The sequence below is a fragment of the Variovorax sp. 679 genome, assembly GCF_003952185.1.
In the GTDB taxonomy this organism is placed as follows: domain Bacteria; phylum Pseudomonadota; class Gammaproteobacteria; order Burkholderiales; family Burkholderiaceae_C; genus Variovorax.
In genome coordinates this window covers 412,469-433,154 of sequence record NZ_RXFS01000008.1, presented here as the reverse complement: position 1 = coordinate 433,154, position 20,686 = coordinate 412,469, and the positions used below count along the sequence as shown (strand labels likewise).

At 69.6% G+C, this 20,686-nt stretch carries 9 protein-coding genes; all 9 read left to right on the top strand.

Annotated features, from left to right (window positions below; genetic code table 11):
- Positions 1–611: 611 nt before the first annotated feature.
- Positions 612–7,709 (top strand): polyketide synthase, encoded by a 7,098-nt coding sequence (locus EJO71_RS22915; RefSeq protein ID WP_240651483.1) that lies wholly within the window; start codon positions 612–614, stop codon positions 7,707–7,709.
- Positions 7,706–12,703 carry a non-ribosomal peptide synthetase gene (locus EJO71_RS22910; RefSeq protein ID WP_125950957.1) on the top strand — a complete coding sequence of 1,666 codons (4,998 nt, stop codon included), beginning with the start codon at positions 7,706–7,708 and terminating at the stop codon, positions 12,701–12,703. The genes EJO71_RS22915 and EJO71_RS22910 overlap by 4 nt, the downstream gene beginning before the upstream one ends.
- 5 nt (positions 12,704–12,708) lie before the next feature.
- Positions 12,709–13,488 (top strand): 4'-phosphopantetheinyl transferase superfamily protein, encoded by a 780-nt coding sequence (locus EJO71_RS22905; protein WP_125950956.1) that lies wholly within the window; start codon positions 12,709–12,711, stop codon positions 13,486–13,488.
- Positions 13,485–14,309 (top strand): alpha/beta hydrolase, encoded by an 825-nt coding sequence (locus EJO71_RS22900; protein ID WP_125950955.1) that lies wholly within the window; start codon positions 13,485–13,487, stop codon positions 14,307–14,309. The genes EJO71_RS22905 and EJO71_RS22900 overlap by 4 nt, the downstream gene beginning before the upstream one ends.
- A complete protein-coding gene (locus EJO71_RS22895; RefSeq protein WP_125950954.1) occupies positions 14,302–15,237 on the top strand; it encodes a hypothetical protein in 936 nt (311 codons plus the stop codon). Before EJO71_RS22900 ends, EJO71_RS22895 begins: the two co-directional genes overlap by 8 nt.
- 64 nt (positions 15,238–15,301) lie before the next feature.
- Positions 15,302–16,516: a polysaccharide biosynthesis/export family protein gene (locus EJO71_RS22890; RefSeq protein WP_125950953.1), complete on the top strand. Its 1,215-nt coding sequence runs from the start codon at positions 15,302–15,304 to the stop codon at positions 16,514–16,516.
- A gap of 47 nt (positions 16,517–16,563) precedes the next feature.
- Entirely contained in the window at positions 16,564–18,891 is a 2,328-nt protein-coding gene (locus EJO71_RS22885) for a polysaccharide biosynthesis tyrosine autokinase (RefSeq protein ID WP_125950952.1), read from the top strand.
- On the top strand, positions 18,888–19,610 hold the full coding sequence (locus EJO71_RS22880; RefSeq protein ID WP_125950951.1) for a sugar transferase: 723 nt from the start codon (positions 18,888–18,890) through the stop codon (positions 19,608–19,610). Before EJO71_RS22885 ends, EJO71_RS22880 begins: the two co-directional genes overlap by 4 nt.
- A 68-nt stretch (positions 19,611–19,678) precedes the next feature.
- Complete coding sequence (locus EJO71_RS22875; protein WP_125950950.1) at positions 19,679–20,674, top strand: GDP-L-fucose synthase; 996 nt, start codon at positions 19,679–19,681, stop codon at positions 20,672–20,674.
- Positions 20,675–20,686 lie beyond the last annotated feature (12 nt).

Sequence of the window (20,686 nt, the reverse complement as noted above, 5' to 3'; positions counted from 1 at the left end):
TCCATTTGCAGGTTTTGTACAGATATTTTTTGTTAGGTTACAAGCCCTGCCAATTCATAACAGTCGGCGCCGGGAGGATGTTTCATTTTTCGACATCTTTTGGAGCGCACTTTCCGCATGACTCCCGGGCAAGACGATCCGGCGGCGGGCAGCTCCTCCGGAACGGCCGGTCGGGTGCCTTTCCCTCGCGCGTGCCCCGGATATCCCCAGGAGTACCCCGCTTCGACCGGCCTTCGTAAGCCCTTGCGGCGGGTTGTCCGGCCTCTTTTTCCCTGCGGATCGCGCATCAGCTACCTCGTACTGGACGATTCGGGTAGTACGTTTCAGAAATAACCTTATCCAGTTGTAACTTGGGCCTAAAGTACGCACAACGCCTGCGGGAAACACCCTAGGATGAAGACACGAAAAAACAGGCACCGGCTTTCTCAATATTAATTGGACGAGTGGAATTTTCACTCGTCCAATTACTTTCGCTGTATTTCTTTTGGGATACTTACGTGGAAATTCAAACTGTTTCGCAGGCAATGCAAGGCGCTCCAGGGCTCGCCCTGGAAGACCTGTTCGTGCGGCGATCCAATTCGAAGGGGTCGGCCAACCCCCACGCCGCATCGTTGACGCTGGCCCCCCGATTCGCCCAGGACTGGACCCGCTGGTTCGCCACCAGCGGCCAGTTGCCCGACACCCTCTTCGCGGGCGCATGGCTGCTGCTGCAGTCGCGCTGGCTCGGAACGCCCTTGCCTGCCCCCCTCGAGGCAGGCGCCTGGCTTGCCGACCTGGACCTGAGCTGCCGTTCGGCACCGCAGGCGACACACGACGCCCTGCTGCAGTTGAGCTTCGATGCCGCATCGGCTTCTCTATATATGGAGGCGGCCCCGGGCCTGCTGGACGCAGCCGGGCTCGACCGGCTGCTCGCGGCCATCGCGGACACCGCCGAAGACCTGCTCGCTCATCCCGGCGCCGCACTGGGCGATATCCGCACGCTGCCGCTCGCCGACCGCTCCGATCAGCTCGACGCCTGGAACTCAGTCCTCTCCCCGATCGACCTCGCTCTCACAGTGCCCGCCATGTTCAGCCGGCAGGCCGCGGCGTCGCCCGACGCCGTCGCTCTTGCGCAAGGCGACACGCGGATGAGCTACGGCGAACTCGACCGCCGCTCCGGCGATCTCGCGCAGCGCCTCCAGTCCCTGGGCGTTCGCGCCGGCGACAGCGTCGGCATGCTGCTCGACCGTTCGATGTCGGCCATCGTCGCGCAGCTGGGCATCCTCAAGGCCGGCGCGGCTTATGTACCGGTGCCGACGGACTATCCGCCCGAGCGCATCGCCTACATGCTCGAAGAGGCAGGCGCGCACCAGGTGCTGACGGCGCGGGAGCACCGCCACCTCATCCCCCCTCATCACGGCGTTTTTCTGGTCGACGAGCATGCAGACAATGAAAACCGGAGTTCATGGAATCCACCGGCCATCGATGCGGAATCGGTGGCCTACGTCATGTACACCTCGGGCTCGACAGGCACGCCCAAGGGCATCGAGATCTGCCATCGCTCGATCCTGCGGCTCGTCGTGGGCGTGGACTACGTATCGCTCGTGCCCGGCCTGGCCGTGCTGCATGCGGCACCGCTGGGTTTCGATGCGGCCACGCTCGAAATCTGGGGCCCGCTGCTCAATGGCGGCTGCTGCGTGGTCCACGATGAACGCGTACCGACGGGCGCCGGCCTTGCCCGCACCATCGCGCGCCATGGCGTGCACACCGCCTGGCTCACGGCCGCGCTCTTCAACGCAGTCGTCGACGACGACCCGGCGCATCTTTCGGGCCTGCGGCATCTCTTCACCGGCGGCGAAGCGCTGTCGGTGGCGCATGTGCGTCGCGCACTGGCCGCGCTGCCCGGGCTTGTTCTGAGCAACGGCTACGGCCCGACCGAATGCACCACCTTCGCGGCCACGCATCGCATCGAATTGCCGCTGCCAGAAGACCTGCGCTCGGTTCCGCTCGGCCGCCCCATCAATGACACCGTGCTGCGCGTGCTGAGCCCCTCGATGGCGCTGCTGCCGACCGGCTTCGTGGGCGAGCTCTGCATCGGTGGCCATGGGCTGGCTCGCGGCTATCTGCGGCAACCGGAACTCAGCGCCGAGCGCTTCGTGCCCGACCCCTTCGGCGGCCCTGGCGACCGGCTCTACCGCACCGGCGACCTCGCGCGCTGGCTGCCCGACGGCACCATCGAGTTCATCGGCCGGCGCGATGGCCAGGTGAAGATCCACGGCCACCGCGTCGAGACCGGCGAGGTGGAGGCTGCGATCCTCGCGCACCCCGGCGTGCAGTCCTGCGCGGTGGTTGCGCGGCCCGACGGCGGCGGGCAACTGCGCCTCGTTGCCTATCTGGTTTCGCACTCTGGAGAAGAAAAGGTCTCGTGGGACACCCTGCGCGCCCACCTCGCCGAGCGCCTGCCCGCCGCGATGGTGCCGGCCGCGCAGGTCTGGCTCGAACAGCTTCCAGTCACCCCCAACGGCAAGCTCGATCGCAAGGCGCTGCCCGAGCCGGTCGGCGAACGCCCCGAACTCGCGCAGCCCTTCGAGGAGGCTCAGGGCGCCATCGAACAGCAGGTGTGCGAGGCCTTCGCGCGTGCGCTGCGCATCTCGAAGGTCGGGCGCAACGACAACTTCTTCGACCTCGGTGGCGATTCGCTGCTGGTGCTGCAGGTGCTTGCCGAGTTGCGGCGCGGCACCGGCATGCAGCTGTCGACCAATCTTTTTTTCCGCAATCCCACGCCAAAAGCAATGGGTGCGCGGATGCAGCCGGCGAGCGATCAGCCCGCCACGGCCGCCGCGGCCGGTCTCAAGGATCGGCCGGCCGCGGCGGCCACCCCTCTTCATGACGCGGTCGCCCTGATCGGCACCGCCGGCCGCTTCCCCGGCGCGGCCGACGTCGAGCAGTTCTGGGACAACCTCGTCGCCGGCCGCGACACCATCAGCTTCTTCGACGACGCCACGCTCGACGCCGGCATCGGCGAAGCCCTGCGCAGCGACCCGGCCTACGTGCGCGCACGCGGCGTGATCGACGGCATCGAGGACTTCGACGCAGCCTTCTTCGGCATCGGCCCGAAAGAGGCGCAACTCATGGACCCGCAGCAGCGCGTGTTCCTCGAGATCTGCTGGGAATGCCTGGAGCGCGCCGGCTACGTGCCCGACGCCGCGCCGGGCCCGGTGGGCGTGTACGCCGGCATGTACAACGCCACCTACCACCAGCGCCACGTGAGCACGCGGCCTGACCTGGTGGAGCCGGTCGGCGAATTCCAGGTGATGCTGGCCAACGAGAAGGACTACATCACCACGCGGGTGGCGAACCGGCTCAACCTCACCGGTCCGGCCGTCAGCGTGCACACCGCCTGCTCGACCTCGCTGGTGGCCGTGGCCCATGCCTTCCACGCGCTGCGCACGGGCCAGTGCTACATGGCGCTGGCGGGCGGCGCGTCGGTCACCTGCCCGCCGCGCAGCGGCTATCTCTACAACGAGGGCTCGATGCTCTCGCCCGACGGCCACACGCGCAGCTTCGACGCGCAGGCCCGCGGCACGGTCTTCAGCGACGGCGCGGCCGTGGTGCTGCTCAAGCGGCTGGCCGATGCGCAGGCCGACGGCGACACCATCTACGCCGTGCTGCGCAGCGCCTGCGTGAACAACGACGGCGGCGCCAAGGCCAGCTTCACGGCACCCAGCGTCGACGGGCAGGCGGCGGTGATCCGCGCCGCGCTGGCGGCGGCCGACGTGGACGCGCGCAGCATCTCGTACGTGGAGGCGCATGGCACGGCCACGCCGATGGGCGACCCGATCGAGGTCGAGGCGCTGGCCGTCGCCTATGCCGAGCACACGGACGCGCTCGGCTACTGCACGCTCGGCTCGGTCAAGAGCAACGTCGGCCACATGGTCACGGCGGCGGGCGCGGCCGGGCTCATCAAGACGGCGCTGGCGCTGTACCACGAGCAGATTCCGCCGACCGTGCATTTCAGCGCGCCGAACCCGTCGATCGACTTCGCGCGCACGCCCTTCCACGTCACGGCGAGCCTGCAGCCGTGGCTGCGCGCCGATCAGCCGCGCCGCGCGGGCGTCAGCTCCTTCGGCGTCGGCGGCACCAATGCGCACGTCATCGTCGAGGAGGCGCCGCCCCGGCCTGCATCTCTGGCCGCGACGGGCGACCAGGTGCTGCCGCTGTCGGCGCGCTCCGAAGCCGCGCTCGCAGTGGCCGCCGCGCAGCTCGCATCGCACCTCGAAGCCCATCCCGGGCTTCCGCTGGCCGACGTGGCCCACACCCTGGCGGTCGGCCGCAAGGCTCACGCATTCCGCCGCGCAGTGGTGGCCGACAACGCAGCCGAGGCGATTGCAGCCCTGCGTGATGCCGGCTCTTCCTGCAGCACCAGCGGCCGCACGAGCTCGCGCGCGCCGCAACTCGTGCTGATGTTCCCCGGACAGGGCGCGCAGTACGCCGGCATGGGCCGCAACCTCCACGCGAACGACCCGGTGTTCGCCGCCGCCTTCGACGACTGCATGGCCGCCTTCGAAGGCGCAACGGATTTCGACCTGCGCGAGCGCATGTTTTCGGACGACCCGCAATCGCTGGCGCCCACGGCCGCAACGCAGCCCGCGATCTTCACGCTCGAATACGCCCTCGCGCGGCGGCTGCTGGCGCTGGGCGCGCGGCCGCATGCGCTGATCGGCCACAGCGTCGGCGAGTTCGTCGCGGCAGTGATCGCAGGCGTGATGCGCCTCGAAGACGCGGCCCGGCTGGTAGCCCGCCGCGGCGCGCTCATGCAGGCCCAGCCTGCCGGCGCGATGCTGTCGGTGCGCATGGGCGCGGCCCAGTTGCTCGACAGGCTCGGCCCGCAGCTTTCCCTCGCCGCCGAGAACGGCCCCACGGCCTGCGTCGCGGCCGGCCCCTTCGACGCCATCGCGGCGCTGCAGTCGGCGCTGGAGGCCGACGGCATTCCGAGCCGCCCGCTGCAGACCTCGCACGCTTTCCACTCGGCCATGATGGACGCGGCCATCGCGCCCTTCGAGGCGCTGGTCGACAAGGTGGCGCTGCGCGCGCCGCAGACTCCGATCTATTCGACGCTCACCGGCAAGCCGCTCGAAGACGCCGAGGCCACCAGCCCGGCCTACTGGGCCCGGCACCTGCGCGGCACCGTGCGCTTCTCGCCCGCGGTGCGCTGCGCGATGGCGCAGACGGAGAGCCCGTTGTTCGTCGAAGCCGGCCCGCGCAACATGCTCGCCACGCTGGTACGCCAGCACGGCGCAGGCAGTGTCGTCTCGCTGCTGCACACGGAGCCCGGCGGCCCCGCCGACGAGGCCCGCACCCTGCGCCTGGCGCTAGGCCGCCTCTGGACCTGTGGCGCTGAGGTCGAACTCTCGCGCCTGAGCGCCCGTGCCGGTGCCCAGCGCGTGCGCCTGCCCACCACGCCGTTCGAGCGCAAGCGCTGCTGGGTCGACATCGCCCCTGCCATTGCCCCATCCGCCGCGACAGCGACCGCGCCCGTCGCCACCGCTGTCGCACCCCCTGCGCCCTTCGTTCCACCCGTTTTCCTGGAGCCGATCGTGACTGCTGCTACGCCCTCGCCTCTTCCTCCTTCTTCCGGCGGTTCGTCCGTCGACACGCGCCTGCGTGCCCTGTTCGAGGACATCTCCGGCCTCGACATGGCCCAGGCCGAGGGGCAGGCGCCCTTCGGCGAACTGGGGCTGGACTCCCTCACGCTGACCCAGGCGGCCACGCAGATCAAGAAGCACTTCAAGGTCAACCTCAGCTTCCGCCAGCTGATGGAGAACTACCGCAGCTTCGACTCGCTCTCCGCCTTCCTGCGGGAAAGCCTGCCGCCCGAAGCGGCGCCCGCGGCGGTTGCCGCGCCGGTCGTCACCACGGCTCCCGTCGAAAGCGGCGTCACCCTGCTGCAAGCCCGGCCGATGCCCGTGTACATGCCCGCACAAGGCGCCATTTCGGGCGAGGCCCAGTTGCCTCAGCTGATTTCGCAGCAGATGGAATTGATGCGACAGCAACTCGCGCTGCTGTCGGGCGCGATTCCCGCCGCGCCGGCCGTCACGCTCCAGGCTGTGCCGGCCCAGGTGGCGCCGGCAGCGGTCGCCGTGCCCGCCGAGGAGCCCGCACAGCCCGTGCGTTACGACGTGAGCAAGGCCTTCGGCGCCATCGCCCGCATCCACACGCAGCGCACCGCCGAGCCCAGCGGCCGGCAGAAGGCGCGGCTCGCGGCCTTCGTCCGCCGCTACGTGGAGCGCACGCGCAAGAGCAAGGAATTCACCCAGGCCAACCGTGCGCACATGGCCGACCCGCGCGTGGTCAACGGCTTCAGGCCGATCACGAAGGAGATCACCTACCAGATCGTCATCGAGCGCTCCAAGGGCTCGAAGATGTGGGATCTCGACGGCAACGAGTATGTCGACGCACTCAACGGCTTCGGCATGAACATGTTCGGCTGGCAGCCCGACTTCGTTCAGGAGGCCGTGCGCAAGCAGCTCGACGACGGCTACGAGATCGGCCCGCAGCACCCGCTGGCGGCCGAGGTCACGGCGCTGGTCTGCGAACTCACGGGCAACGACCGCGCGGGCCTGTGCAACACAGGTTCCGAGGCGGTGATGGCGGCGCTGCGCATCGCGCGCACCGTCACCGGCCGCAGCACGGTGGTGGTGTTCACCGGCTCCTACCATGGCACCTTCGACGAGGTGCTGGTGCGCGCCGGCAAGGGCGGCAAGGGCCTGTCGGCCGCGCCCGGCGTGATGAGCGGCATGTTCGGCGACATCCGCGTGCTCGACTACGGCACGCCCGAGGCGCTGGCCTTCATCCGCGAGAACGCCGACGACCTCGCCGCCGTGCTGGCCGAGCCGGTGCAGAGCCGCCGCCCCGACTTCCAGCCGCGCGAGTTCCTGCACGAAGTGCGCGAGATCACAGCGAAGAACGGCTGCTGCCTGATCTTCGACGAGGTCATCACCGGCTTCCGCACCGCGCTGGGCGGCGCGCAGGAGCTGTTCGGCGTGCGCGCCGACCTCGCGACTTACGGCAAGGTGATCGGCGGCGGCTTCCCGGTGGGCGTGATCGCCGGCAAGCGCGAATTCATGGACGCACTCGACGGCGGTGCCTGGCAGTACGGAGACGACTCGATCCCCGGCGTGGGCGTGACCTACTTCGCCGGCACCTTCGTGCGCCACCCGCTCGCGCTCGCCGCGGCGAAGGCATCGCTCACGCACCTGAAGGAGGCCGGGCCGGCGCTGCAGGCCGGGCTCAACGCCAGCACCACCGCCATGGCCGCCGAACTCACGGGCTGGTGCAAGGAGATCGGCGCGCCCATCGAGGTGCGCCACTTCGCATCGCTGTGGCGCGTGAGCTGGCTCGAGGACCACCCGCTGCAGGACCTGCTGTTCGCCATGATGCGCAGCCGCGGCATCCACATCCTAGACAACTTCCCGTGCTTCCTCACCAGCGCCCACAGCGCCGAGGACATCGCCTTCATCCAGCGCGCCTTCAAGGAGTCGGTCGCCGAGATGCAGGAATCCGGCTTCCTGCCGCGCCGCGCCGTACCCGTTACCGGCTTCGACATCCACAAGCCGACCGAAGAAGGCTCCGTGCTGGCCCGCGACATCGACGGCCAGCCCTTCTGGTACGTACCCGACGCGGCGTCCCCCACCAGCCACCACCTCGTCAATGGAAAGGTTGCAGCATGAACGCCGTTCTGAAGCCCACCGTGAGCGGTGGCGTCGTCGATTGCATCATTCCGACCACGGAATCGCAGCGCGAAGTCTGGCTCGGCGCAACGCTGGGCACCGAGGCCTCCATGGCCTACAACGAATCCGTCGTGCTGCGCCTGCGCGGCGAACTCGACCAGGCGGCCCTCTCGAGGGCCATGGACCGGCTGCTCGCGCGCCACCAGGCGCTGCGCTCCACCATCTCGCCCGACGGCACCTGCATGCTGGTGAGCCAGCCCGGCGCGAACGTCCTCGTCGAGCACGACCTGTCCGCGCTCGAGCCCGAAGCCCGCGCCCAGGCACTGCGCGACGCGCACGAAGACGCCGTCTGCACGCCCTTCCCGCTGGAGCACGGCCCGTTGTTCAGGGCAGTGCTGTATCGCCTTGGCAGGGCCGAGCACGAGCTCGTGATGTCGGCGCATCACGTCGTCTGCGACGGCTGGTCGTGGGCGGTCATCACCGAGCAGCTGGGCCACCTGTATGCCGAGGAAACCGGCACCGGGCTGAAGCTCAAGGCGGCACCGCTCTTCGCCGACTTCGCTGCAGAGGAAGCCGCAGCGGCGGCGCACCCGGACATGCAGCTGCACGTGGACTACTGGCTGGGCCGCTTCTCGGGCAACACCCTGCCAGTGCTCGACCTCCCGCTGGACCGGCCGCGCCCGGCTGCGCGCACCTTCAATTCGCTCCGGGCCGAACGCCTGCTCGACAAGCGCCTGGTCGGTGCCGTGCGCTCGACCAGCACCAAGGCCGGCATCAGCCTGTTCACCGGCCTGCTCAGCGGCTTCGTCGCGACGCTGCACCGCCTCACGGGCCATGAAGACATCGTGGTCGGCATTCCGGCCTCGGGCCAGCTCGCGCACGACATGCCCGGCCTGGTCGGCCACTGCGTGAACCTGCTGCCGCTGCGCCTGGCCGCTCACCCGGGCATGCGCTTCGACGCGCTGATGGACGAATGCAGCACCGCCGTGCTCGACGCCTTCGACCACCAGGCGCTCACCTACGGCGCACTGCTGGGCCAGCTCTCGCTTGAGCGCGATCCGAGCCGGCTGCCGCTGGTGAGCGTGGCGTTCAACGTCGACCCCGACGTGGCCAGCAGCGCGCAGGCCTTCACCAGCCTCGACGTGGTGCAGGACACCATCGCTCGCCGCTACGAGAACTTCGAGCTGTTCGTGAACCTGCGCCCGCTCGACGGCGGCCTGATGGTGGAGGCGCAGTACAACACCGACCTCTTCGACGAAGTCAGCGTTCAGCGCTGGCTCGACATGTTCGAGTGCGTGCTGCAGTCGGCCTCGCACAAGCCCGACGAGACCATCGGCCGGCTCGAAGTGCTGTCGGCCGACGCCGCGCGCTCGCTGGTCGCGCTGCAGCCCGCGCGCGTTCCGCTGGTGGGTGCGCCGCTGGCGCACGCCGGCTTCGTGGCGCGGGTGCCGCTGCAACCCGACAGCCCCGCGGTGCGCGACGGCGCCCGCAGCTGCAGCTATGGCGAGCTCGAGGCGCTCTCCAACCGCCTCGCCCGTGCCCTGCGCGCACGCGGCGTGGGCCGTGGCCAGCGCGTGGGCCTGTGCCTGGAGCGCAGCCTCGAGATGGTCGTCGCGATGCTGGGCGTGCTGAAGGCCGGCGCGTCCTACGTGCCTCTGGACACCGCATTCCCGCAGGCGCGGCTGGACCACTACGCCAGCGACGCGAAGCTCAGCCTGATGCTGACCTCGTCGGACATCGCGGTCGCCCCGCGCGACTGGCGCGGCGACGCGGGCCAGCGCATCTTCGAGATCGACCGCGACACCGCATGGCGACAACTCTCCGGCGAAGCACTGCCGCCGAGCGCCGACGACCCGGAGTCGGAAGACGCCGCCTACGTGATCTACACCTCCGGCTCGACCGGCCTGCCCAAGGGCGTGATCGCCCATCACCGTGGCGTGGCGCACCTGCTGCAGTGGATGCGGCGCGAATCGGGCATTGGCCCGGCCGACCGCATCGCCGCCGTGACCACGCTGTCCTTCGACATGGCCGTGCCCGACCTGCTGCTGCCGCTGGCTGCCGGCGCCGAGCTGGTGATGGTGAAGCGCGAGGTCGCGATGGACGGCAACCGACTGTCCAAGGCGCTGGACGAGGAACAGATCACCTTGCTGCAGGCCACCCCCGGCATGTGGCAGCTGCTGCTCGACGCCCAGTGGGCCGGCGGCGCCCCGGGCTTCCGTGGCTGGACCGGCGGCGAGGCGCTGCGCCCGAGCATGGCGCTGGCGCTGTGCGAGCGCATGGAGGGCCTGTGGAACGGCTACGGGCCGACGGAGACGACCGTGTATTCCACGGCCTGGCACGTGCGCCCGGATGAGATCGCCTCGCGCGGCGTGTCCATCGGCAGGCCCGTCGACAACACGGAAATCTGGATCCTCGACGCCGATCTGCAGCCCTGCCCCATCGGCGTGCCCGGAGAAATCTGCATCGCGGGCGAAGGCGTTTCGCTGGGCTATCTCGACCGCCCCGAGCTGACGGCCGAGCGCTTCGTCACCGTGCGCATCTTCGGCACCCCGAAGAAGATGTACCGCTCGGGCGACCGGGGCCGTTGGCGCAACGACGGGCTGCTCGACCACCTCGGGCGGCTCGACTTCCAGGTGAAGGTTCGCGGCTACCGCATCGAGCCCGGCGAGATCGAGGTGCGCTGCTGCGAAGTGGCCGGTGTCTCGCGCAGCGTGGTGGTGGCGCGCGAGGACAACCCCGGCGACGTGCGCCTGGTGGCCTACCTCGCGCTGAAGCCCGGCGCGGGCTTCGACCTCGACGCGCTGATGGTGCACCTGCGCAAGCACCTGCCCGCCTTCATGCTGCCGCAGCACGTGGTGACGCTCGACGCCCTGCCCACGCTGGGCAACGGCAAGGTCGACCGCGTCTCGCTGCCGCCGCCGCAGGCGGTGGCGCGCGACGGCGTGCGGCGCGGTTCGGCCCCGGCCAACGAGCACGAGCGCAAGGTGCTCGCGCTCATGGAGAAGGTGCTGAGCCTGCCCGGCCTCGACATGCACGACGACTTCTTCACCATGGGCGGCCATTCGCTGCTGGCCGCGCGACTCACCACGCTGCTGAGCCGCGAGTTCCAGGTGACGCTGCCGCTGCGCTCGCTGTTCGAGTCGCCCACGGCCGGGAAGCTGGCCGCGGCCATCCAGGCGCTGCAGGGCGCGGGCGTCGGGCTGCAGGCACCGATCGGCCGCAGCATCGGCCGCACCACCGCGCCGCTCACGCTCGCGCAGGAGCGCATCCGCTTCATGGAGCAGCTGCATCCGGGTCGCTCGGTCTACAACGCGCCCTCGGCGCAGCGGCTCACGGGTCAGCTCGACGCCGCGCGCTTCGAGAACGTGTGGCGCGAGATCATCCGCCGCCAGCCCTCGCTGCGCACGCGCATCGACATCGATCCGCAAAGCGGGAAGCCGGTCCAGATGATTTCGGAGTCCGCGGAATTCACGCTGCCGCTGGTGGACCTGCGCAGCCTGCCCGCCGACCAGCGCGAAGCCGAACTGGCCGAGCGCATGCAGGAGCTGGCGGACCGGCCGATCGACATCCACGCCGCGCCGATGATGCACGCGACGCTGTTCCAGCTCGACGACAACGAGCATGTGTTCCTCTTCGTTCCGCACCATCTGATCTGGGACGGCTGGTCCTTCGACCTGATGCAGCGCGAGCTGGCCGCGCTCTACGACGCCGCCGAACGAGGCCGCCCGCACAACCTGCCCACGCTCATGACCACCCAGGGCGACTACGCCCAGTGGCTCGAGAAGTGGCTGACCGAGCCCGCCTGCGAGGAGCAGCTCGCGTTCTGGCGCGGCCGCCTCGAAGGCGCGAAGGCCGTGCGGCCGCCCGTGACCGACATGCCCCGGCGCGCCGGCAAGAGCGGCCAGGGCGGCGCGCACTGGATCCACATCGACCTGCAGAGCACGCAGCGGCTGCGCGAGATCGCGCGCGACATGGACGTGACGCTCAGCATGCTCACCTTCGGCGTGTACGCGCTGACCATGGCGCAGGTGACGGGCAACGACGCCATCGTCATCGCCAATCCGGTGCGCGGGCGGCAGCAGGCCGAGACGGAAGACGTTATGGGCTTCTTCAACAACGTGCTGCCGGTCTCGCTCACGGTCGACCGCGCGCTCACCCTGCCCGCCTTCATGCGCTACGTGAAGCAGGAGCTGCTGTCGATGATGAACAACCAGCAGGTGCCCTTCGAGCGCCTGATGGCCGAGCCGGGCTATGCAGGGCAGATCAAGACCTCGGGGCCCTACCAGTCGATGTTCTCCTTCCAGGACGCGCGCGAACGCGCACGTTCCGTCGGCAGCCTGCAGACCCGCCAGATGCACGTGATGCAGCACGGCGCCACCGACGACATCGGCGTGTGGCTGATGGACAAGCCGCACGGCCTGGAAGGCGCGCTCATCTACAACGCCGACGTGTACCTGCGCGAGACCGGCGCCCAGCTGCGCGAGCGCTACCTCGAAGTGCTGCGCCGCGTGGCCGACGAGCCGGGCGCCACGCTCGAGCGGATCACCGACACCGAAACCTCCACCAGCGCGGCCTACCTGCGCAAGCTGGCGGCGAACGATGCGGGCAAGGCCGCCGCGGACGGCGCTCCCAACGGCAGCGCAGGCAAGGCGAGGCAGAGCCAGCTCGACCCCGAGCAGGCGCAGCTCGCTCGCATCTGGGCCGACGTGATCGGCATCGACCTGAGCGAGATCCGCGCCAGCGACAACTTCTTCGACCTCGGCGGCGACTCGCTGCTCGTGCTGCGCGCGGTGCAGCAGGCGGCGCAGACCCTGGGGCACCGCGTGGAGCCGCGCCGTTACCTGTTCGAGAACCTCGGGCAGATCGCCTCGTCGGCGCACGGTGCCAGCGAGGGCGTGCCTTCGGATCTCGCGGAGCTGGCCGCCGGCACTGCCGCACAGGCTCCGCGCGGCGGACTGCTCGGCGCCCTCGGCGGCTGGCTGCGCAAGGGGTGAACATCATGACCGGCGACTCCCCCTATGCGCTCTCCATCGACGCACCGGTCTGCCGGTACGTCGACCTGGACAGCTTCACCGACCTCCCGGCCGAAGAGCTTCTCTCCGAGGAGGAGCGCGCCCGTGCCGAGGGCTTCCGCTTCGAGCTGGACCGGCAGCGCTACGTGGCCTCGCATGTCGCGCTGCGGCAGGCGTTGAGCGAATACACCGGCCTGCATCACGCCGAGCTGCACATGTCCAGGGGTTCCTTCGGCAAGCCTTCCCTCACGGGCCACGCGCGCACCCAGTTCTCGCTGAGCCACAGCCAGGGGCTGGCGCTGATCGCCATCGGCGGGCGCGGCCCGCTGGGCGCCGACATCGAACTGCTTCGACCGGTGCCGGACGCGGCGATCCTCGCGGCCGAGCATTTCACGCGGCGCGAGCAGGAAGCGCTGGCCGCCTTGCCCGCCCATGAGCGCGACCACGCCTTCCTGACCTGCTGGACCCGCAAGGAAGCCTGCCTGAAGGCCGTCGGCGTGGGCCTGCTGCTGTCGTCGCAGAGCTTCGAAGTGGGACTGGAGCCCGACCGCCGCAGCGTCGAGCTGTCCGTGGCCGGCCGCATCCTGTGGCTGGTGCTCGGGCCGGCGCCCGCGCGGATGGATTGCGTCGGCTCGCTCGCCGAATGGCGCCAGACCGAGGCGCGCGCCAACCGCCTGGGAGCAGCGGGCACGGGCGGGTACACGGGCGACCCATCGCTCCCTCCGAAGGCTGGCGCCCGGGCGCGCAGCGTGGAGATCGCTCCATGACCCGCCTCGAACCGATCATGTTCGGGCCGGCCTCGCGCCAGGTCTTCGGCGTGTTCCATCCCGCCGAGGAAGACCGTGGCGGAAACGACACCGCCGTGCTGCTGTGCCCGCCCTTCGGGCAGGAGGGGCTGCGCACGCACCGCTTCTTCAAGGTGCTGGCCGAACGCCTCTCGCGCTCTGGCGTCGCCACGCTGCGCTTCGACTTCTACGGCTCGGGCGATTCGCCGGGCGAGGAGATCGAGGGCGAGCTCGACGGCTGGCGCCGCGACCTGTGCTCGGCGCACGAAGAACTCCGGCGGCGCGCGCCCGCGGCCTCCATCGTGTGGATCGGTGCGCGGCTCGGCGCCACCGTGGCCGTGCTGGCCGCGCGCGGCGGGCGCTGCGACCCGGTGCGGCTGGTGCTGTGGGAGCCGGTGATCGACGGGCGCCGCTATGCGCGGCTGCTGCGCGAGCAGCACGTGGTCGCCATCGACACCACCTTCTGCATTCCCGACCTGGCCTGGCGCCGCAGCCTCGTGCAGGAGCCCGAGACCATGCCCGAGGAAGCCCTCGGCACCGTGCTCTCGCCCGCGCTGCGCGCACAGCTGGCGGCGCTGGTGCCCGAGTCGCTGCCGCTCACCGCGCTGCACGACACGCTGGTGCTGGCCGGGCCCGACGACGAACGCACGGCGCAGTGGGCCGCCGACCAGCAGTCGCGCCACATGCCGGTGCGCCTCGCGTACTTCAGCCACCAGCTCGACTGGACCTCCGACCCCTATCCCAACAGCGCGATGGTCCCGGCCGATGCACTCAACCGCCTCCAGGGGGCTCTCCATGAATGACACGAAGACGACGCAGAAGCCGTTGCTGTTCGGCCCCGGCGACGCGCTGATGGGCATGCTCACCATCCCCGAGCGGCCGGCGCCGGGCGGCATTGCCTGCCTGATGTTCAACATGGGCGCCAACCACCGCGTGGGGCCGCGCCGCATCAACGTGAAGCTGGCGCACCTGCTGGCCGCGCGCGGCGTGGGCAGCCTGCGCTTCGACCTCGGCGGCATCGGCGACAGCGACGCGCTCGACACCTCGTCCGACCTGCAGATCCGCGCCGTGCACAGCCTGAAGGCGGCCATGGATGCCGCCGAACGCATGCTGGGTGCGCGCCAGTTCGTGATCGTCGGCATGTGCTCGGGCGTGCAGCACGCGATGTCGGCGGCCCTGTCCGACAAGCGCGTGGTGGCGGTGTCGCTGTTCGACGGCTTCGCCTTTCCCGAACTTCGCGCACGCCTGGAGCGCAACCTGCGCCGCGCACTGGCTGCACCGGCGCATCCGTCCTTCCCGGGCAAGGCCCGACGCTGGCTGCAGCGCCGCTTCCTGAGCAGCCATTCGACCGTGCCGCTGCCCGGCTTCTTCGCCGAAAGGCGCGCGCCCGAGACGAATGCGATCTGGTTCGGCGCGGCGCTGGAGCGGCTCGTCGAGCGCAAGGTGGCCGTGCAGCTCCTGTACTCGGGCTCCCTGCATGTCTGCGACCGGGGTCGCGACCAGCTCGGCGCCTTCGCGCGCAAGCCCTTCACGCAAGGGGTGCAGTACGAATTCATCGGCGAGGTCGACCACACCGTCTGCACGGAGAAGGGACAGCAGCTGTTCCTGCGCTCGGTGGGCGACTGGGTCGCCGAGCGCTGCTTCGGCGCCGCTACCGAACGACGCAGCCAGGAAAACCGGGCGCCGGCCGGCGTGGAAACGGCCATGCCCACCACCTGGGCCGCGCCCTGAAGCGAGGCATCCGGCCTCGCCCCATTCATCAACCCGAACTCAACCAGCCGTCAAGGAGCTCACCATGCAACGCCATGATCCAGCGACGCAATCAAGCGGAACGCGCCCTCTCGCAGCAGTCCTGGCCCGTTTGGAGGCCGAGTCCCGCCTGCGATGGCTGGGCCTGGCGCTGCTGCTGTCGATCGGGCTGGTGGCGCTGACGGGTTGCGCGCCGGGCTTCGGCTCGGTGGGGCCGCTGGGCTACGGCAAGAACACGGGCGACAGCACGGCCTCCGCGGACAGCGGAAAGATCATCACGATCACGCCCGACCTGATCCGCGCGCAGCTCGCGCAGAAGCCGAAGAGCCCGCCGGACAACATCAAGCGCCTCTTCGCCGCGGCGCCGGTCTACACCATCGGGCCGGGGGACGTGGTCGGCATCATCGTGTACGACCATCCGGAACTGCTGCCGAACGCCGGCGCGGTGATCGCGCAGCAGTCCGACCCGACCGGCGTGACCGTGGCGCCCGGCTTCATCGTCGACGCCAAGGGCGAGATCTTCTTTCCCTACATCGGGCGCGCCAAGGTGCAGGGCCTGACCGAGAGCGGCGCGTCGGAGCTGATCGCGCGGCGCATCAAGGCCTTCATCAAGGACCCGCAGGTGACGGTGCGCATCCAGTCGTTCCGCAGCCAGCGCGCCTACGTGCAGGGCGAGGTGCGCACGCCGGGCCTGCAGATCTTCACCGACGTGCCGATGACGCTCTCGGAGGCCATCAGCCGCGCCGGCAGCTTCACCCAGGCCGGCGACCGCGCGCGCATCACGCTGACGCGCGGCGGCGTCTCCACCGAGATCAACCTGCCGATGCTGCAGTCGCTGGGCGTCGACGGCAACAGCATCCCGCTGCGCAACGGCGACGTGGTGAACGTCGGCACCCGCGAGGACAGCCGGGTCTACGTGATGGGCGAAGTGCGGGCGCCGTCCGCACTGCAGATGCGCAACAACGGCCGGCTGAGCCTGAACGAGGCGCTGGGCGACGCGGGCGGGCCCGACCTGGCCACCTCCGATCCCGGCCAGATCTACGTGGTGCGCAACGCGCCCGACAACCTCGACGTGCAGCAGGTCTTCGCCCTCAACGCGAAGAACCCGGTGGCGCTCGCGCTGGCCGACCGCTTCGAGCTGCAGCCGCGCGACGTGGTGTACGTCGACCGCGTGCCGCTGGTGAGCTGGAGCCGCGTGTTCAGCCTGATCCTGCCTGCCGCCCAGGTCGTCAACCTCGCCCGCGACACCGCCCGCCGCTAGGCGACCGCGCGTCCGGACCAGGAAAGCAACAGCAAAAGGTGACACTCATGAACGCGCGCTGGCAACCTACGCTTCCCGCCCCCGCGGCGGCTCCCGTGACTGTGGTGGAAACCACCGCATGGGCCCGGGAATCCCGGTTCCACGAGTACCTCGACATCCTGATCGACAGCCGCTGGCTGATTGCCGGCATCGCCGCGCTGGCGCTGCTGGCGGGCGTGGGCTACGCGCTGTTCGGCACCCGCGTGTACGAAGCCAACATCCTGATCCAGGTGGAAGACCCGGACCGCTCGGGCGGCAACTTTCCCGGCGACGCCAACGGGGGCGGCGGCATCAGCGTGAAGACGCCGACCGCCGGAGAGACCGAGATCCTCCGCTCGCGCATGGTGCTGGGCCAGGCGATGGAGAACACCCTGCTCTACATCGACGCGAAGCCGCGCTACATCCCGGTGGTGGGCGAGTTCCTCTCGCGGCATTCGAGCCAGCTCTCCTCGCCCGGCATCTTCGGCTACGGCAACTACGTCTCGGGCACCGAGAACATCGCCGTCGCACGGATGGACGTGCCGCCTGCGCTCGAGGGCAAGAAGTTCACGCTGATCGCCGGGGCCGACGGCAACTACGTGTTGACCAACCCGGGCATCGAGTCTCCGCTGCACGGCAAGGTCGGCACACCGCTGGACGCCACCGTGCCCGGCGGCGCGCTGCACCTGCTGGTGGGCTCGATCGAGGCCCGGCCCGGCGCCGCCTTCGAGCTGGTGCGCAATTCGAAGCAGCTCACGCTGCTGGGCCTGCAGAAGGACCTGCGCGTGGTCGAGCGGGGCAAGCAGTCGGGCGTGATGGACGTCAGCCTCCAGTCCGGCAACCGCAACCAGCTCGCGGCCGTGCTCAACGAGATCGCGGGCCTGTACGTGCGGCAGAACATCGAGCAGAAGACGGTGCAGGCCGAACGCGCGCTGGCCTTCCTGGGCACCGAGCTGCCCAAGTTCAAGCAGCAGCTGGAGCAATCCGAGGACGCCTACAACCAGTACCGCAACCAGAACGGCACCGTCAACCTGGACGACGAGGCCCGTAATGCGCTGTCGCAGAACGTGGACCTGCAGGCCAAGCTGTTCGAAGCCAAGCAGAAGCGGCTGGACCTGGTGGGCCGCTTCACCGCCGAGCATCCGATGGTGAAGACGCTGGACGCGCAGATCGCCTCGCTGAAGCGGGAGCTGGGCATGGTCGACGGACGCATCCGCCGCATGCCGATGCTGCAGCAGAACGCATTGCGCATGCAGCGCGACATCAAGGTCAACACGGAGCTCTACGCGACGCTGCTGAACAGCTCGCTGCAGATGCGGCTGGCCAAGGAAGGCAAGGTGGCGAACGTGCGCGTGCTCGACCAGGCGCTGGTGGCCGAGAAGCCGGTGCGGCCGAAGTCGCTGATCGTGGTCGCGCTGGCGCTGGCCGGTGGCCTGTTCGCCGGCGGTGCGGCGGCGCTGGCGCGCAAGAACCTCAAGCGCTCCATCGGCAGCCCCGACCACATCGAGGCCGTCACGGGGCTGAACGTCTACACCACCATCCCGCTGAGCACGCAGCAGCGCGTGCTCGACCGCGCCGTGCGCGACGGCAAGCCCGGCATCAAGGTGCTGGCCGCGCTGCACGTGGAAGACCCGGCGCTCGAGGGCCTGCGGCGGCTGCGCACCGCGCTGAAGTTCGTGATGATGGGCGCGCCCAACAACCGCGTGCTGATCTCCAGCGCCACGGCCGGCGCGGGCAAGACCTTCGTGTCGTCGAACTTCGCGACGCTGCTGGCCGCCTCCGGCAAGCGCGTGCTGCTGATCGACGCCGACCTGCGCCGCGGCAGCCTGAGCGAGGAATTCGGACTGCAGCGCAAGGACGGGCTGTCCGACGCCATCGCCGGCGGCGTGCCGCTGGAGCAGGCCATTCACCACCACGTGCTGCCCTACCTGGACGTGATGTCCGCCGGCACGCTGCACCCGGACCCGGCCGGCCTGATGACCAGCGACGCCTTCGCGCATGCGCTGTCGACGCTCTCGGCGCGCTACGACGTGGTGGTGGTCGACGCGCCTCCCACGCTGCTCGCCTCCGAGACTGCCGCGATGGCGCCGAGCATGGGCACCCTGCTGATGGTGGCCCGCGCCGACAACAGCGAGATGGGTGAACTGCTGGAAGCCAGCAAGCGCCTGGCCCATGTGGGCGCGGCCTTCCACGGCGTGGTGTTCAACGCGGTAGACACCTCCCGCCGCCACAACCGCAGCTACAGCTACGGCTACTACGGCTACGCCCCCGTGGCGCGCCGCGAACCGCCATTCGCGCTGGACACGGCCGACACCGTCATGCCCAAGCGCATCCTGCCGGAGCACGCCGAATCATGAACACGCTGCGATCCACCTCCTCCACGGGAACGGGGCGGGGCCCCGGCAACTCGGGCATCGGCGCCGCCGCCAACACGGCCCCGTATATGCCGCTGGGCGGCGCGCCCTGGCTGCGCCGCGCCAAGCGCACTGCCGACGTCCTGATGGCCGGCTCCTTCTTCGTCTTCTTCGGCTGGGCCTATCTGCTCATCTGGCTGGGCGTGCTCTACACCTCGGGCGGACCGGCCATCTACATGCAGCCGCGCTACGGCAGGAACGGCCGCGTCTTCAAGTTCTACAAGTTCCGCTCGATGGTGGCCGACGCCGACGCGGTGCTCGCGCGCCACCTGCGCCAGAACGAAGCCGCGCGGCGCGAGTGGGCCGTCTACCAGAAGCTGGAGCACGACCCGCGCATCACCCGCTTCGGCGCCTTCCTGCGCAAGTACAGCATCGACGAGTTCCCGCAGTTCTGGAACGTGCTCAAGGGCGACATGAGCATGGTCGGCCCGCGCCCCTGCATGTTCGCGCAGAAGGAGCTGTACGGCGACTACTGGGACCACTACTGCGCCGTGCGCCCGGGCATCACCGGCCTGTGGCAAATCAGCGGACGCAACGAGATCAGCTACCGCCGCCGCGCCGCGATGGATGCGGAGTACGTCGCGCACCTGTCGCTGTGGCGGGACTTCCTGATCCTGCTGAAGACCTTCGGCGTGGTGACGGGCGCGCGCGGGTCGCGCTAGCGGACCCGCTCTTCTTCCTCCGGCTTCGTTTTCCTCGGACTTCATCAACCTCTTCACCGAAAGCTCATATGCGAATCTTTGTTGCAGGTCATCGCGGCATGGTGGGTCAGGCGACGGCACGGCGCCTGCGCGAACTGGGCCACGACGTGGTGACGCGAACCCACTCCGAGCTCGATCTCCTCGACCAGGCGGCCGTAGCCCGCTTCTTCGCGACGGAGCAGATCGACCAGGTCTACCTGGCGGCGGCAAGGGTCGGCGGCATCCACGCCAACATGACCTATCCGGCCCAGTTCATCTACGAGAACCTCGCGATCGCCACCAACGTGACGCACCAGGCCTTTGTTTCCGGCGTGAAGCGGCTGCTGTTCCTCGGCTCCAGCTGCATCTACCCGCGCATGGCCGAACAGCCGATCCGCGAGGAATACCTGCTCAACGGCAAGCTCGAGCCCACCAACGAGCCCTACGCGATCGCCAAGATCGCGGGGCTCAAGCTGTGCGAGAGCTACAACCGCCAGTACGGCGCCACGCACGGCATCGACTACCGCAGCGTGATGCCGACCAACCTGTACGGCCCCGGCGACAACTATCACATCGAGAACAGCCACGTGGTGCCGGCGCTGATCCAGCGCTTTCACCTGGCGAAGATCGGCAATTCACCCAGCGTGCTCATCTGGGGCAGCGGCCGCGCGCGGCGCGAGTTCCTCTACGTCGACGACATGGTGGAAGGCTGCCTGGCCGTGATGAACCTGTCGCGTGCCGAGTACGACCGCCAGACCGATGCGATGCGCGGCCACATCAACCTCGGCACCGGCGAGGACGTGTCCATCGCCGAGCTCACCGAACTGATCCGCGACGTGGTGGGCTACACCGGCACCATCCGCTACGACCTCGCCCAGCCCGACGGCGCCCCCCGGAAGCTGCTGGACGTCTCGCGCGCCAACAGCTTCGGCTGGCACGCGACGGTTCCGCTGGCCGAAGGACTGCGCCGCACCTACGCCGACTACCAGCGGGCGATCCGTCCGGTCGAGGAAGCAGATCCGGTGCAGCCGCACGTTCACGCCTGAATCGCCCACGCA

Coding starts and splice junctions, on each gene's coding strand:
- EJO71_RS22910 (WP_125950957.1), top strand. CDS start 7,706: ATGAACGCCGTTCTGAAGCCCACCGTGAGCGGTGGCGTCGTCGATTGC.
- EJO71_RS22905 (WP_125950956.1), top strand. CDS start 12,709: ATGACCGGCGACTCCCCCTATGCGCTCTCCATCGACGCACCGGTCTGC.
- EJO71_RS22900 (WP_125950955.1), top strand. CDS start 13,485: ATGACCCGCCTCGAACCGATCATGTTCGGGCCGGCCTCGCGCCAGGTC.
- EJO71_RS22895 (WP_125950954.1), top strand. CDS start 14,302: ATGAATGACACGAAGACGACGCAGAAGCCGTTGCTGTTCGGCCCCGGC.
- EJO71_RS22890 (WP_125950953.1), top strand. CDS start 15,302: ATGCAACGCCATGATCCAGCGACGCAATCAAGCGGAACGCGCCCTCTC.
- EJO71_RS22885 (WP_125950952.1), top strand. CDS start 16,564: ATGAACGCGCGCTGGCAACCTACGCTTCCCGCCCCCGCGGCGGCTCCC.
- EJO71_RS22880 (WP_125950951.1), top strand. CDS start 18,888: ATGAACACGCTGCGATCCACCTCCTCCACGGGAACGGGGCGGGGCCCC.
- EJO71_RS22875 (WP_125950950.1), top strand. CDS start 19,679: ATGCGAATCTTTGTTGCAGGTCATCGCGGCATGGTGGGTCAGGCGACG.